Consider the following 14976-nt stretch of genomic DNA (forward strand, 5'->3'; position numbering starts at 1 on the left):
GCTATCGTGGCCGGCCCCCTGACCGGAAACCCACAGATGCTCGTCCTGATCCAACGCGTCAGCCAAGCCGCCGTCCACGTCGATGGCGAGGCCGTCGGCCAGATCGGCCCAGGCCTGCTGGCCCTGGTGGGGATGGAGCCGGGCGACACCGAGCCGCAGCTGCAGCGCATGGCCGAGCGCCTGCTGGGCTACCGGGTGTTTGCCGATGAAGCCGGGAAGATGAACCGCTCGCTGCGCGATACCGGCGGCGGCCTGCTGCTGGTCAGCCAGTTCACCCTGGCGGCCGACACCCGGTCGGGCATGCGCCCCAGCTTCACCACTGCGGCGCCGCCGGCCGAGGCTGAACGCGGGTTCAATCGATTTGTCGACATCTGCCGTGAAAATCACGCGCCAGGGGTGGAAACGGGCCGCTTTGGTGCCCATATGATCGTCAGCCTGGTCAATGATGGTCCCGTGACCTTCCTTCTCAGGCCCTGAAGCCGCCGGGACCACCGCCCGGCAGGCGGGGCCCCGGGCTGGTATAATGCTACGTTCCCTATTTCCTACCCAGCCGGTGGCGCGAGCACTACATGGCCAACGAACGTCCTGCCCAATCCGAAATCAAGCAACTGATCAGCAAGGGCCTGGAACAGGGCTACCTGACCTACGCCGAAGTCAATGACCATCTGCCGGACGACATGGTCGATCCGGAACAGATCGAAGACATCATCGGCATGATCAACGGCATGGGCATTGATGTCCATGAAGTTGCGCCGGATGTGGAGACTCTCCTCCTCAACGACGGCAACACCGGCAACCGCGAAGTCGACGACACCGCGGCCGAAGAAGCCGCTGCCGCGCTGAGCGCGCTCGACACCGAAGGTGGCCGTACCACCGACCCGGTGCGCATGTACATGCGCGAAATGGGTACTGTCGAGCTGCTGACCCGCGAAGGCGAAATCGCCATCGCCAAGCGCATCGAAGAAGGCCTGGGCCAGGTACAGGCCGCACTGGGCCAGTTCCCGGTGTCGGTCGAATCGCTGCTGTCCGATTACGAAGCCCACAAGGAAGGCAAGAAGCGCCTGGCCGAAGTGATCGTCGGCTTCAATGACCTGACCGACGAAGAGCCGGCTCCGCCGGCGGCCGCCGCCGATGACAGCGACGATGCCGACGCCGAAGCCGACGAGGACGAGGACGATGATGTCGACGGCGCCGATGAGGAAGCCGCACCGACCGGTCCGGACCCGGAGGAAGTCGCCGCGCGCATGCAGGCGCTGAGCGATGCCTTCAATGCCTTCAAGAAGGCCGCCGGCAAGGGCGACAAGAAGAATCTGCCGCGCCTGCGCGAAGAGATGTCGGCCGTGTTCGTCACCCTGAAGCTGCCGCTGCCGCTGACCGACGTGCTGACCAAGCAGCTGCGCGACACCATGGCCGAGATCAAGAGCCATGAGCGCCGCGTGCTGAACCTGGCCACCGTCACCGCGCGCATGCCGCGCAAGGATTTCATCCGCTCCTGGGAAGGCAACCAGACCAACCTGGAGTGGGTGGAAGACGCACTGAAGCGCAAGCAGAAGTGGTCGTCGGCGCTGCGTGAGGTGAAGGACCAGATCATTGCCGAACAGCAGGCCACGATCGACATCGAGAAGCTGACCCAGCTGGACCTGGAAGAGCTGAAGGAAATCAGCCGTGCCATGGCCTACGGTGAAGCCAAGGCGCGCAAGGCCAAGAAGGAAATGGTCGAGGCCAACCTGCGCCTGGTGATCTCGATCGCCAAGAAGTACACCAACCGCGGCCTGCAGTTCCTCGACCTGATCCAGGAAGGCAACATCGGCCTGATGAAGGCCGTGGACAAGTTCGAGTACCGCCGCGGCTACAAGTTCTCCACGTATGCGACCTGGTGGATCCGCCAGGCCATCACCCGCTCGATCGCCGACCAGGCGCGCACCATCCGTATTCCGGTGCACATGATCGAGACGATCAACAAGTTGAACCGCATTTCCCGCCAGATGCTCCAGCAGTACGGCCGCGAGGCCACGCCGGAGGAGCTGGCCAAGGAAATGGACATGCCGGAAGACAAGATCCGCAAGGTGATGAAGATCGCCAAGGAGCCGATCTCGATGGAAACCCCGATCGGCGACGACGAGGATTCCCATCTGGGCGACTTCATCGAGGACACCAATGTGGAGTCCCCGATCGAGAACACCACCAACATCAATCTGTCTGAAACCGTGCGTGACGTGCTGGCCGGCCTCACCCCGAGGGAAGCCAAGGTGCTGCGCATGCGCTTCGGCATCGACATGAACACCGACCACACGCTGGAAGAGGTCGGCAAGCAGTTCGACGTGACCCGCGAGCGCATCCGCCAGATCGAAGCAAAGGCGCTGCGCAAGCTGCGTCACCCGAGCCGCTCGGAACAGCTGCGCAGCTTCCTGGATATCGATTGATTCCAGCGGTTGTGTCGTGAACTGGAAAACCCCGCTTCGGCGGGGTTTTCCTTTTTTTTCGTAAATTAATTCGTAATTTAATTCGGATGGTGAAACCGCGCGACCCTATGGCAATCAATGGATTGTGTTGACCGGAGCCTTGCGCATCGCCTCACCATGTGGCAAGAATACGTAAATTAACTCGTAACGATATTGGTGCATGGCCCGTCCCCGCACTCACCTGGTCAACGACCTGCTGGAGCGCCTGCCCCCCGGGCAGGTGGTGCCGGCGGCCGATCTTCTGGCGGGCCTTGGGATCACTCGCCCGACCCTGGGGCGGCTGGTCGCCGACGCGGGAGGCGCGGTGGTGCGGCTGGGCCGCACCCGGGCCACTGCCTACGCCCAGCGCCAGGACACCCCCGCCGGCAGCGAATGGCCTCTCTTCCGCATGCGCGAAGATGGTCGTCTGGAAGAGCTGGGGCAGGTCGTGGCACTGCGCGGCGACACCTTCTACGTTCAGACGCAAGGGGATCGTCCGAATCTTGTCCGCCCGCCCGAGGGCGACATCATGGGTCACTTCCCGGGCCTGCCCTGGTATCTGGATGACCTGAGGCCACAGGGATTCCTGGGAAGAACGTTCGCCCACCGACGCGGACGTGAGCTTGGCCTCCCTGAGGACATCAACCGCTGGCAGCTTGGCGACACCCTTCAGGCGCTGGTGCGCGCAGGTGGTACCGATGTCGGCAATCTGCTGCTGGGCGGGGACGCGGTTTCGTCTGCTCTTGCGACGATGGACACACCGCCGGACCGCGTGCGCAGCGAGGATCGGCAGCAGCGCTATCCCGAATGGGCAACTGCTGCGCTGGAAGGCGAAGATGTCGGCTCCTCGCCCGGCGGCGAACAGCCCAAGTTCACCGCGACGGTCGAGCACGATGGCGGCCGCTATGCCGCGCTGGTGAAGTTCGCCCTGCCGGGCGCGGGGGAGGCTGCCGAGCGGTGGGCAGACCTGTTGGTCTGCGAGCATCTGGCGCTTGAGGTTCTGCGCGAGGCGGGTGTATCAGCAGCAGAATCGTCGCTCATCCAGACCGACAGCCACACCTTCCTGGAGGTGAAGCGGTTTGACCGCTCGCCGGGCACACTGGGACGGCGTGGATTCGTGTCGCTGTTGGCCCTGTCCTCGGCGTATGTGGGTGACGTAACCATGGATTGGGGGCAGGCGGGTGAGCAGTTGCTGGCGCAGCGGTGGATCCATCAGGAGACCGCAACCGCCCTGTCGCGGCTGCACGCCTTTGGGCAATTGATTGGCAATACCGATATGCATCAGGGCAACGTCGGCTTCCATCTGCTGGATCGCGGGGCGTTGCCGCTTGCCCCTGCCTACGACATGCTGCCGATGTCCCTGGCCCCCTCGCGAACCGGCGTTCTGCGGGCGACAACGCCGCTTCCCCCGGTCGCACCACGGCGCGCAGGCCAATTGGATCACCTGCACTGGGCGGCTCCGCTGGCGGTAGATTTCTGGGAGCGGGTAGCAGCGTCGGGCCTGTTGCGGTCCAAGGTGCTGCTGGAGGTGGCCGGACAGAATGCAGCGCGGGTCCGGGCCATGGGGAATCGTTTCGGTTGAGGCACGCTTCTGCGGCCGGTCGGTGGCGAGAGAAGGCCTGACTCAACTACACTTTCCCGTTGCACGGGCCTATAGCTCAACGGTTAGAGCAGAGGACTCATAATCCTTTGGTTCCAGGTTCGAATCCTGGTGGGCCCACCACATAGGCGTCCAACGTTGTCCAGGTTGGTCCAGCTATCGGCACAAAACTCCGCAAATCGCGGGGTTTTTTGTGCGTGCATGTCCGTGGTTGTCCAGTTGAATCCGGCAGAAAAGTGAGTCAGGCTGTGAGTCAGACGGTCGGCGCTGGGGTCGCTGACTCACAAGTGGCTGACTCACATGCTCACCGACACGAAGATCCGGACACTCAAGGCGCGCGATACTGCTTATCGCGTCGCTGACACCAACGGCCTGTGTATCGAGGTGCGCCCGAGTGGCGCCAAGGCTTGGCGGTACCGATATCGCTACGCCGGCAAGCCGAGCATCATCACGATGGCGGAGTACCCCGCCATGGGGTTGGCGGAGGCACGCTCCGAGCGAGACCGCCTGCGTGCCTTGGTAAAGGGCGGGGGAAATCCTGCGAACGCCGCCAGGATCGAGCGGGCCGCGAAGATCGAGCAGGCGGAGACGACGTTCGGCGCCATCGCCGCCGAGCTCCTGGTCAAGCGTGCGAAGGAAGGGCTGAGCCCTGGGTCGGTGAAGCGAGAGCGCCGGCTGATCGAGAAAGACCTGGCGGTAATCAGTGGAATGCCGATCGCCGAGGTGACCGCACCGCTGTTGCTGGCGTCGCTGCGGAAGCTGGAAAGGCGGGGCGTGGTCGAAACGGCCCATCGCGCTCGATCGTTCGCCGGGCGTGTCTTTCGGTATGCCATCGCAACGGGTCGGGCCGAGAGCAACCCTGCCAACGATCTCGCGGGGGCGCTTGAGCAGCCGCAGGTCAAGCACTTTGCCAGCGTGACCGACCCCGCGAAGATCGGTGACCTGCTTCGGGCCATGTACTCCTACCAAGGGTCGCCGGTGACCGTGGCGGCTTTGAAGCTGGCGCCCATGCTCTTCGTGCGACCAGGTGAGTTGCGGAAGGCGCGTTGGGCTGACATTGATCTAGGCGCGGCGGAGTGGCGCTTCACTGCCAGCAAGACCGGGACCCCGCACATCGTGCCGCTTCCATCTCAAGCGATAGATATCCTGGAGGATCTACACCCGCTCACGAGACGAAGTAATTTTGTCTTCCCCGGGGGCCGGAGTGCAAAACGGCCCATGAGCGAAAACACCATCAATGCCGCATTGCGCTACCTCGGCTTCAATGGCGAAACCATCACCGGGCACGGATTTCGGGCTATGGCGCGGACCGTCTTGGATGAAGTGTTGGGCTTCCGGCCGGACTATATCGAGCATCAGCTGGCGCATGCAGTACGAGACCCTTTGGGGCGCGCCTACAACCGAACCGCGCACCTGGCGGAACGCAAGAAGATGATGCAGGCGTGGGCTGACTACTTGGACGGCTTGCGGCTCAATGCCAACGTCGTGCCTATGCTTCGGCGTGCTAGGTGATAGGAGCGCTGGGTTCTCCTATACATCCATTGTGGCCATCCGCGGACAGCACTGCCCGCTTCGTTTCCCGTGCGCCGCGAGAGCGACGAAGTTCGACCGGGTGGCACCGGGCGTACAAAGACCTGCAGGAGGGGTTATGCGCCACTTGTTGACGTAGTGCAGCTTGAATAAGCTCAAGGCAAATCAGAGGATTGCGGCAGGTCGCGGTGTGCCGCGCTGATGGATAACTGGGTTCAGAGATCCGTCGCTTAGTCGGGTTCAAGTGATACTTCAGGGGGCGCGATGCTGGAAGCACTCTTCGGCGGTTTGTTTAGCTTTGTCGTGCGTGTCGGTACACGCTTGATCGAAAAGGCAGTTGAGATCGTAGGTGAAGAGCTCGGGCTCTCATCGTCGCGGTCCGGGCGCTCGTTCATTAGTTCCGCCGCAAATAAGCTTCAGGACATTGCGGGCGAAATATCCGGACGAGAGCGTTCACTTGCACAACGCCCAAATGCCGCCGATCAGCAAGCTCTTGAAAACTTGCAAGCTCAGCGGCGGCAAGCATTGCTCGAGTACGAACAAGCACAGCAGCAGACAGCTTCAGCGGAACTAGCCGGCGCGCCAGACGCGTTCACTGAGTCCAGACTGATGCCGGGTGGCGAAAACAAGCTTCTCTACCACGTAGGACTGGTGACGCTTAAGAAGGAGTGTTCTGTATGCTCGCGGCCAATGAAGCTTCAGCATAGAACGGTGCAATCACCGCAATTCACCGACTTTTTCTGGCAATGCACCGGTTTTTATGGCGGTCATTGTCACCGTACACAGCAGTTCGCGCCTAATGACCTCGCCCTGCTGCATAAGACTGACATCCCCGAGATAGCGATTGATAACGTAGACCTAACCACTATCGCATCGGATGCCAGCATTCAAAAGAGCACGGGCAGGCGGGTTTCAAGTCACCTTGGTCAAACTGATTTAGATATTCTCTGTCCGGTCCACGCCACTCCGATGGTGTTGCGCGAAAAGCACGGCCCCGACGATCTGCCATTACTGGACAGGTACCATTTGCGATGCCCGCAGCATCCTTGCTCGCAAACAACCAAGCTCAAATCCTATCCCCAGCTCGCATCGTTCCTTCGTCGCAAGGAGGGAGTCGGAATACTTCACTAGCTTAAGCGGATCGGGTGAAAGACAAGGCGACTCAGTCGCCGCAATAGCGTTCTGTGGGATTCGCGAGGGCGAGGAGATTGGGCATGGGAAATCATTTGACTCTGCGATTGGCATGGCACAACGACGGTTGGAGCGGCCGCGTCTGCAGCAAGCCCGAACGCAACTCCTATTGCGTGGGATGCGCCTCTTACCCGGGTGAGATGATTCGTGAGCAGCGCGACCTGGCATGGGAAAAGCGCCATGCGGGCGTGCCGTTTCCCGAACTCGATCGGGCTCCGCCCTGCATGTACAGCGCCAGTGCTTTCGCGGAATTCGAAACCCGGGTACACGCCGACCCGCCTGGCTTTTTTCGAGACGAAACCAAGACTCGATACTGGGATCTGCCATCGCACACAGCGTGCGTGTGGCCCTACGAGGCCATGTACAACAAGCCAGGAGTAAAGCGTCCCGATGGCACCTTCGATTACGACCTGCGCCTGAAATACGCGGAGGAGTACTTCGAGAGCGTTGAGCCCGGCCGCAGTCTCGTCTTCTACTACGCGAACTACTCCAATCCATGCAGCACCGATGAGAATCCGGCCTACCTCCTGATCGGCGTCGCGCGGGTCAAGGCGGTGGGGCCGACGCTGTACTACGAGGATTGCTCAGACCGAACGCTGGAGCGTTACAAAGGGTTTGTGTGGCAGCGCGCGGTCACGGCCGACTTCCCGGAACAGGGCGTTCGCCTGCCCTACCACCGATACATTGATCAGCCGGATGTGCTGCGGACATTCGCGGTGGTCCCCGAGAACGCCGCGCTCTGTAAGTACGCCACGCGGCATGTCAGCGACGACGAAGCGCTGGGGCTGCTGGAACAATTGCTGGAAGCCTTCCAGACGGTTCGTGAGGACCTGAAGGACGCCAGCGAAAACTGGGACCAGCGGATCACTTGGCTGCAGTCGCTCATCGCGGAGCTCTGGCAAAGCCGAGGCGCTTTCCCAGGCATGCCCGCTGTGCTGGAAGCGATCGGGCTGAGTGACGTCGTCGAGCCCTTCCGGAAAGCGGTGGAGTCGGGCCATGAGCAGGAAGCGGTCGCCGATATCCAGCGCTTCGTGCAGGGCGGTGAACAGGTCCTTGGCTACCGCCCAAATAATCCCGCCGGAGTTCGCCGCAAGATTCTCCTGACGATGGAGGGCCCGCAGGCGCTTTGGCTGGATACCTTCGCGCGAATCGCACTGTCGGCCAATCAACTTGAACGAATTGCCGACGCAGAGCGAGCGCAGTGGGGAATCCGGGCGAGCCTGGAAGAGATTCACCGGAATCCATACCTGCTCGCAGAGCAGTACCAGGGCGAGGATGCGACGGACCGAATCCGTTGGAGCAAGGTGGATCGCGGCATGCTGCCCTCGCCAGAGCTGCCCGCGACGCCACGTTTCGACAAATCCGACCCGGAGCGGCTGCGCGCCCTTCTGTTGGAAACCCTGAAGGGCGAGAGTCAGCAAACCTTCTTGCGGGCCGATGTCCTGCTCGGCAAGGTCAATCGCCGTATCAAGGCACAACCCGAGTGGAAGCAGAACCTGCTTACCGAAAAGTACTTGGTGGTGGATGCCGACTTCCACTCGGATGCGCTCTATCGGCGCAGCGAGCTTGGGGTTTCCTACTACTACGACAAGCGCGTCTGGGAGGATGAGCGCTTTGTCGAGCGCGTCATCTCCGATCGATTGACGGGAAGCGATCTCCCCCTCAAGCGCCCTGTAGGCCCCGACTTCTGGCAGCAGTGCCTGTTCGACGAGAGCAGCCGCCTGGCAGCGTCCGCCCGGGACGAATACAGCAACGCAGTCCACGAACAGCAGCAAGCCTGCGCACGCATTCTGGACAAGAGATTCGCCGCGATTACCGGCGGCGCGGGCACGGGAAAGACGACGGTGGTTTCCACGCTGATACGGGCAATCCGCAAAGTGGAAGGCGAAGGTGCGGGTGTCGCGGTGCTGGCGCCGACGGGCAAGGCAACCGACAAGCTGCGTTCGACGCTTCAGCGAGCGGGTGTCGGCGGTGTCACCACGCGCACCATCCATTCGCTGCTGGCCAGTCATGGATGGCTCAATCCCAACATGACCTTCAAGCCTGCTGGCGGCAAGGCGGTCCAGGACTATGGGACGCTGATCATCGACGAGTGCTCGATGATCGATCTGGGGTTAATGGCGGCCCTGTTTCGCGCCATCAACTGGCACGCCGTGAAGCGGCTAGTGCTGGTGGGGGATGCCGCGCAGCTTCCGCCGATCGGCATCGGTAAGGCCTACGCCGAAATTGTGTCGTGGTTGCGTGCGCACTACCCGGAGCTTCTAGTTTCGTTGCGCATCAACTTGAGGCAGATGGAGAACCGTGCGTCCAATAGGGGCGCCGCCATCCTGACGCTGGCCGACCAGTTCATCAACGAGGCGGTCACGGGGAACGAGGACGAGTCCGGAGAGAGCGCAATCTCTCGTAAGGATCTGATCGAGCGGCTGCATGAGGGCGGCGACATCGACAAAGACCTCCGAGTTATTTACTGGAGTGATCCCGAAGTCATGCAGCAGCAGCTCATGGCGCAAGTCACACGCGACCTTGTACAGGGAGATCCGAGCGAAGGGGTAGAGGTCGCCCAGGTGTGGTCGGATGCTTTCAAGCACAACATTAATTGCGTGCAGATCCTCTCGCCGGTCCGTGGAGATCTGTACGGCACCGACGCTATCAACTTGGTGGCCCAGCGGATCAAGAGCCAGTCTTGTCTTGATCGGTATGGGAGCTTCGACGGCATCACCTACTTTGACAAGGTGATCCAGGTCATCAATCGCCCGGCATCAGACCCCTTGTATGGCTACAACTTCGAAAAGCGATCCACGGAGAAGGTCGAGGTCTTCAACGGCGAAATTGGCTTCGTGGTGCCGACTGGGAAATGGACGACGGCCCTCCACTCGCGCAAGCGCGTTTCCGAGTTCTCGGTGAAGTTCTCTGGAAAGGCGCACCTGAGTGTGAACTACGATTCCCGCAACAAACCGGAACAGAACCTGGAGCTGGCCTACGCAATTTCCGTCCACAAAGCCCAGGGCAGTGAATTCGACCGGGTCCATTTCGTGCTGCCGACGGGACGAGTGTCGGCGCAATACAAGGAGCTGATCTATACGGCGCTGACTCGAGCGTCGCAGCATTGCACCCTTTTCGTGCAGGGCGGCGTGGAGACGCTGGTCAATGCGATGCGGCCGGAGCAGTCCGCGCTGAAGACCATCAATTCGTCGTTGTTTCGATTCAGTCCGGTCGCGCCCGATTTCATCACCAAATCGGACTGGTATGAGGCAGGCAAGATTCACAGAACTCTTGCGGGAGACATGGTCCGCAGCAAGTCAGAAGTAATCATCTCCAACATCCTGCATGACCGTGGCATCGACTTCGCTTATGAAATGCCGCTGGTCGCAGCAGATGGCAGCATGCATCTCCCTGACTTTAGTATCCGGTGGCAAGGCGAAGTGTACTTCTGGGAGCATCTCGGCATGCTTGATCGGGCGGACTATCGGCTGCGATGGGAAGCGAAGAAACTCTGGTACGAACGACACTTTCCTGGACGACTGTTCATTACTGAGGAATCTGCTGATCTATCAGAGCGGGCGGCATCAATTATCGCCGCGATCATTGATGTAGTGAAGGTCGAGCGGGAGGAGGACGATTCGGCGCCTGTGTCATGAAGAAGAACGAGTGAGTCTTATGGCGAAGATGTGCCTAGTGCGACTTAGGGGCTCTCCAGAATCGCCACTTGCCCCAAAGTTGACGTTCCTGGTCTGGACAACGCTCCAAGTCCTATTACCGGACGGATGAAATGGTGACGCCTGGCCGTCGACATTGAATAGCTAGATCATGCGATTTTTTCACTAAGGGGGCTGGCCGACTATGGCGACTTTTCCACCTAACAGCGACGGGCGGGTCGCGGTCCTGGTCGATTGCGACAATACGAGTCCAGAAATTCTTGAGCACGCTTTGCAGGTAGTGGCCCAGTTCGGTCGCGTGGTCCTGAGACGCGGCTACGGTAACCATTCGACTCTAGCCAATCGATGGCAGGAAGCCCTCGTCAGGCTCGCTTTCACGCCATGCCTGCAGTACCAGTACGCAGCCGGCAAGAATACGGCGGATATCGCGTTGGCTCTCGATGCTGTGGAAGCAATGTTCGATGGCCGGGCCGATACGTTTTGCTTGGTTACGAGCGACTCAGACTTTGCCTACTTGTGCAGAAAGCTCCGGGAGCGCGGCGCGACGGTCTACATTGTTGGCGAAACAAAGACGCCGGACGCACTGCGAAACGCGAGCGACCAGTTCTTTGCGTGGCAACGGCCGGAGCCGTCGGCAGGAGTGATCGATTCCGTTGAGCCCATGCAAGCGTCTCCGACTAAGGCTTCAGTGAAGCGGCGGCCGAAAACCCTGATCAGTGCGGTGGCCATGCTTGCGGGGGGGACGGAGGATGGTCGTGTGGGGCTCGGGGCACTAGGGCAATACCTCAAGCGGACCGACCCGGCGTTCTCTGCCAAGGTCTATGGTCATGCCACTCTTTCCGACATGGTTCGGACATACCCCGACCTCTTGATAACGCAGGAACCTGGCACTGGCTTCTGGGTGAGCCTGAAACCTAAGGCCGCACCCAAGTCAGAAAATGCGGTCGCGGCATCCGCTTGAGGTCGGCGTGCAGTTGTTGAACCCGCCCGACTGTAGTGCGCTATCGGGCCGATAGCGGTCGATGCAGCGTGAATGTGGGCTTCTAAGCACGATGTCCGCTTCCGACCCGAGGTGGACACTCTGCGGCCGGATGCAGAGCGGACCTCGTCGGCGCTCGATCGCGCGCAAGGCGCTGAGGTGCCGCCAAGACCGCTTCCTGCAAGGGTCTTAGCCTTGCCGCGCAGTACGCCGCCGGCGCGCGTGCGCCCTCGGCAACCTCCCGTGCCTCGGCCTCGCGGCGCCGGTCGTCGGATCGGCTGGAGTGGCATGCAGGGGGCAGAGGTCTCGCGAATTGCGACTTGGGCAAGGCATCATTGGAGACGGAACACGGTCTTGGGGAGGTGCATGTGTCTCCCAGGGCCTGCATTCGCCGCCGTCCATCGGAGACACGCTATGCCCGAGCTCGAATTCGAGCGAAGCCTTTCCCAGCCCGGAACACGCGTCCGCTCACGGCATGACTCTGGCCTGGTCGGTGAGTCCACGGGACGCACCCGAGACGACGGCGATGGACTCATGGTGCAGGTCCGCTTCCCCGGTCACCAGCCCCGTTTTGAAATGGCTGAAGACCTCGAACCCGCCGACACTGAGCTCGACGACCGTGAGCAGGTGCTGGCGGGCAAGTTCGCCAGCGCCTCGCACCTGCGCAAGCGCCTGACCTCCGTCCAGCTGGCCGGCCAACTATCGGAAATGATCTACAGTCTGGATACGACCGATACTCAGTTCATGCCGCATCAGTTCAAGCCACTGCTTGCGCTGCTGGACTCCCCTTCCAAGGGTGTGCTGATCGCCGACGAGGTCGGCCTGGGCAAGACCATCGAGGCCGGACTGATCTGGACCGAACTCCGCTTCCGCACCCATGCAACCCGCCTGTTGGTGGTCTGCCCTGCGGTGCTGACCGACAAGTGGAAGCAGGAGCTGTATCGCCGCTTCGGAACCACCGCGCAGGTCATGACCGCCAAGGAGCTGTTGCAACATCTGCAGCAAGGCGATGCAGCGCCCAAGGTGCCGGCCATCATTTGCAGCCTGCAGGGCATCCGACCGCCCACGGACGCCACCGACGAAGACTCGACCTCGAACTCCGCGGTCGTACGGCTGGCCCGCCACCTTAATGACGCGCAGGGCCAGACCCTGTTCGACTTGGTGGTGATCGACGAAGCGCACTACCTGCGCAATCACCAGACCTCTTCCGCCTTTCTGGGCCAGCTGCTGCGACCGGTGGCCGAGTACTTCGTCCTGCTATCGGCGACACCGGTCAACAACCGCAGCACCGACCTGTTCAACCTGGTCTCACTGGTGGACCCGGACCAGTTTCGGTTCGAGGGCGAGTTCGAGAACGTGCTTGGCGCCAACCGACCGCTGGTGCGTCTGGCCAACCAGCTCAAGCGGCCGGAGGCCAGCATTGGCATGGTGCGCGAAGCGCTGGACGAAGCCGAACTGCACTGGCTGTTCCGCAACAGCGAGAGCCTGAAGCTTTTCAAGGAGAGCCTGGGCGAGCGTGACGATACCGAGGTGCTGGCGCCAGAAGAGCGCGTGGCGATGAACCATCGCCTGGAGCGCGTCAATCTGCTCGGTCAGGTGATTGTCCGCTCACGCAAGCGCGAAGTGCTCGAGAACCGGGTGGAACGCAAGGTGCAGAACTTCCCGGTGCCGATGACTACGGCCGAGCAGGATTTCTACCAGCGCGTGACCGAAGCGGTCATCTCCTACGGCTTGCTCAATGGTGGCGTGCAGGGATTTCTTCTCGCCACGCCACAGCGGCAGATGTCCAGTTGCATGTTTGCGGCCGCATCACGCTGGCTGGGGCGTGGCGGTGAGTGGAGCGAGGAAGAAGCCGAGGCCTTCGCTTACGACGCATTCGGCGAGGACATCGAGCCCAATGACCTGACATCGGTTTCCGGGTATGTCGCGCGGGCGCTGACGGGCCATGTCGACCTGAAAGTGCTACGTGCCAATGACTCCAAGTACGAACAGCTCGAGGCGCTGCTGAAGGAGTACTTGCGCGACTATCCGCAGGAAAAGGGCATCGTCTTCAGCTATTTCCGGGACACGCTTGGCTACCTGAAGGAGCGGCTGGAATCGGTGGGCATTCCGGCGCTGGTCGTGATGGGCGGCGACGACAAGCAGGCCCGCATCGATGAGTTCCGCCGGTCCGATCGCTACAAGGTGCTGCTAGCATCGGAAGTGGCGGCAGAAGGCGTAGACCTGCAGTTCATGCGTTTCCTGGTCAATTACGACCTGCCTTGGAATCCAATGCGGGTGGAGCAACGCATTGGCCGCATCGACCGCATCGGCCAGCAAGCACAGGCCATATCGATCGCCAACCTGGTGTACCGGGACACCATCGACGACCGCATTCTAACCCGCCTGTTCGAGAAGCTGAGGCTGTTCGAGGACGCGCTCGGCTGCACGGAAGACGTGCTCCAGGATGGCATCAGCCTGTTGACACATGACCTGCTGAGCCGCCATCGGACTCCGGAACAGCAGGAGCGGCTCATCGACCAGGCGCGCGCGGTGATGGAGCAGAACCGCCGGAGTATGGCGGAGATCCAGGAGCACGAAGCCGACTTCGTGGGCCTGGGCGAGTTCGTTCGCAACAAGGTTTCGCATGCGCGCGACACCCAGCGACGCATCACCGACCAGGACTTGCAGCTTCACATCCGCGAGTATCTCGAGGAGAACGCGCCCGGGTATGCCATGCGAATGGATCCCGGTGGCGCCACGGGCAGCATCCGCCTGGGTGCGGACGCCACCGCAAGGCTGATCCGCTTCCGTGAAAGCCGCCAGTTGCCGCGCTCGAAGCTGGAAAGCGGCGGAGACTGCGATGTGGTGATCCGCAACCACGTCAATCGCGGCGAGCATCCGGCCAAGTATGAGCTGATCAACCAGTACCACCCTCTGGTACGCATGATGGCTGACCATGAGAGTCGCAGTCAGCACCGCGACTTGGTGGTGGCCGTCGAGGTGGAACTGGCCGAACTCGGCTTGGACACTCCCCCGGGTGACTACGCCTTCGCGGCCGAGATCTGGCAGTTCGAGGGTGCGCGGCGAGAGGAAACCATTCGCGCATTCTTCGTTCCAGTGTGCAATGGCGAGTCGATTGGCGGCGAGACCGGCTTCGACCTGGTCAACGCACTGCGCTCGCAGACTCGCGACTGGGTAGACATTGGTCCGTGCCTGCCAGACAAGGCGGCCGCAGCCGACTTACTGGAGAGTACGAAGGCGGCATTGGTGCGCCAGTTCCGCGAAGCCAGGAGGGTCTTTCAGGCCGAGAACGCCGACCGCATCCGCATACAGCGCGAAAGCTTGGCGCGTCACTTGCAGCGGCGTATCGGCAAGCTCGAAGCTGCGATGCAGCGGGTAGCCGATTCGCATCGCGCCAACTACCAGCGGATGGCGGAGGGGCAGATCCGCGACTTGCGCCAGAAGCATGAAGTGGCTGTCGCCGGGCTGGATCAGCGTGAGCAACCCAGCGTGACGCGCGGTGGACTGATTTCAGGATTCGTCAGGATTAGGGGCTGATCGAATGGACAGGGGGAAAGGCAAGTCGAAACCGACACT

8 protein-coding genes and 1 tRNA gene are annotated in these 14976 nt (G+C 61.6%); all 9 read left to right on the forward strand.

The window, feature by feature from the left end:
* Nucleotides 1-36 precede the first annotated feature (36 nt).
* The 9 genes from dtd (at nt 37) to AC5P76_RS08550 (ending at nt 14937) form a co-directional block, all read left to right on the forward strand.
* Nucleotides 37-477, forward strand: coding sequence for a D-aminoacyl-tRNA deacylase (gene dtd, locus AC5P76_RS08510; RefSeq protein ID WP_053517128.1), 441 nt, complete (start codon nt 37-39; stop codon nt 475-477).
* A gap of 92 nt (nt 478-569) precedes the next feature.
* A complete protein-coding gene (gene rpoD / locus AC5P76_RS08515) occupies nt 570-2423 on the forward strand; it encodes an RNA polymerase sigma factor RpoD (protein ID WP_053517130.1) in 1854 nt (617 codons plus the stop codon).
* Between the two features lie 199 nt (nt 2424-2622).
* Nucleotides 2623-4023, forward strand: a complete 1401-nt coding sequence (gene yjjJ, locus AC5P76_RS08520; RefSeq protein ID WP_253119235.1) for a type II toxin-antitoxin system HipA family toxin YjjJ — start codon at nt 2623-2625, stop codon at nt 4021-4023.
* 65 nt (nt 4024-4088) lie between these two features.
* A tRNA-Ile gene (locus tag AC5P76_RS08525) sits at nt 4089-4164 on the forward strand.
* A gap of 177 nt (nt 4165-4341) precedes the next feature.
* Nucleotides 4342-5553, forward strand: a complete 1212-nt coding sequence (locus AC5P76_RS08530) for a tyrosine-type recombinase/integrase (RefSeq protein ID WP_253119233.1) — start codon at nt 4342-4344, stop codon at nt 5551-5553.
* 282 nt (nt 5554-5835) lie between these two features.
* Nucleotides 5836-6702 carry a hypothetical protein gene (locus AC5P76_RS08535; protein WP_253119231.1) on the forward strand — a complete coding sequence of 289 codons (867 nt, stop codon included), beginning with the start codon at nt 5836-5838 and terminating at the stop codon, nt 6700-6702.
* A gap of 83 nt (nt 6703-6785) precedes the next feature.
* Nucleotides 6786-10400, forward strand: coding sequence for an AAA family ATPase (locus tag AC5P76_RS08540; RefSeq protein ID WP_253119229.1), 3615 nt, complete (start codon nt 6786-6788; stop codon nt 10398-10400).
* 202 nt (nt 10401-10602) lie between these two features.
* The gene (locus AC5P76_RS08545) at nt 10603-11379 is read left to right on the forward strand and encodes an NYN domain-containing protein (protein WP_253119228.1); all 777 of its coding nucleotides are present in this window, start codon (nt 10603-10605) and stop codon (nt 11377-11379) included.
* 432 nt (nt 11380-11811) lie between these two features.
* Nucleotides 11812-14937 (forward strand): DEAD/DEAH box helicase, encoded by a 3126-nt coding sequence (locus AC5P76_RS08550; RefSeq protein WP_253119225.1) that lies wholly within the window; start codon nt 11812-11814, stop codon nt 14935-14937.
* Nucleotides 14938-14976 lie beyond the last annotated feature (39 nt).

This window comes from Stenotrophomonas sp. YJH_SMC_36 (assembly GCF_059369935.1).